The sequence below is a fragment of the Streptomyces sp. NPDC058459 genome (genome assembly GCF_042721685.1).
Classification (GTDB): Bacteria; Actinomycetota; Actinomycetes; order Streptomycetales; family Streptomycetaceae; genus Streptomyces.
In genome coordinates, this window is record NZ_JBHXLV010000425.1 from 1 (window position 1) to 1,266 (window position 1,266).

1 protein-coding gene is annotated in these 1,266 nt (G+C 71.8%); it reads right to left on the minus strand.

Annotation, left to right across the window (positions count from 1 at the left end):
• Positions 1-26: 26 nt before the first annotated feature.
• Positions 27-1,130, minus strand: a complete 1,104-nt coding sequence (locus ACFWN1_RS33335; protein ID WP_384370526.1) for a ricin-type beta-trefoil lectin domain protein — start codon at positions 1,128-1,130, stop codon at positions 27-29.
• Positions 1,131-1,266 lie beyond the last annotated feature (136 nt).

A 1,266-nucleotide genomic window follows, 5' to 3' on the forward strand; every position in this document is an offset into this window, starting at 1 on the left:
GGTTCAGGCGGCCGTGCGTGGAGCTGTCACCCCCGCAGGGCGGACCACTGCTGGTTGGCGCCGCCGTTGCAGTCCCAGATCTCCAGCCGCGTGCCGTCAGCCGTGGCGAAGCCGGGGTCGTCGAGGCAGCGACCGGAGACCGGGTTGCGGTAGCCGCCGTTGTACGGCTGCCACTGCTGGTTGGCGCCGCCGTTGCAGTCCCAGATCTCCACCTTGGTGCCGTTGGCGGTGCCGAGACCGGTGACGTCCAGACACTTGCCCAGCGCGCGTATGGTTCCGTCGGAGCCTCGCGTCCACCACTGCGCGTCGCTCGTGTTGCAGCTCCAGAGCTGTACGGCGGTGCCGTTGGTGCTGCTCGCACCATTGACGTCCATGCACTTGTCGGCGCCGACCCCGGCCCTGACCGGGCCGCCGTTCGTCACCGGTGGCCTGATCCAGCCGGCCTCGTCCGCCGCGAGCAGGGCGGTGTTGAAGGCGTCCGCCAGTTTCTTGTACCCGGCGTCGCCGGGGTGCCGGTCGTCGTGCAGGTCGGCAACCTTCACCGCGCTGGAGTCGACGAATCCGACGTGCTTGCCCGCGGCCTTCTTGGCCTGCACGATCAGCGGGACCTGACGGTCGTACTCCGCCCTGTTCGCCTGGATGGTCGGATCGGTGCTGGGGAGCAGCGGGCTGACCAGGACGGTCACGCCGGGATCGTCGGCGAGGATGCGGTCGATCAGCGCGTCGAGGCGGCTGGAGATCGTCGGCACCTGGTAGCTCTGCGCGAGGTCGTTGGTCCCGATCTGCAGGGTCACGACGTTCGGCTTCCAGCGCGCGAGGGCGGCGTCCGCGATCCCGGCGATCTGGTCGATGCGCCAGCCCGAGTGCCCTTCATGGTCGGGGTCGGCCATGGTGCCGTTGCGCAGGTTGCCGACGAAGTCCGGGGTGTAGCCCTCCGCTTCGAGGGAGGCGAACAGCGGCCCGCGGTAGCCGTTGCCCGTGGAGCTTCCGACGCCCTCGGTGATCGACGCGCCGAGCGGCATGAGCCGTACGTGAGTGGCGCTCAGGGCTTCGGCGGGCGTGCCGGCCGTCCCTGCCAGTCCACCGGCTGCCAGCAGTGCCGTGACGAGTGTCGCCGTGAGTCTGTTCACGTGCCCTCTTTCTTCGGGAGGCCGCCGGGGGAGGACCGGCGGCCGGGCGGCCGGGGCCCGCGGCGCCCCCCCCGAACCTGGGCGGCCACCCCCAGGGTGGGGGGGGGCCGCCCGCCCCGCCCCGCCCACACGCCGC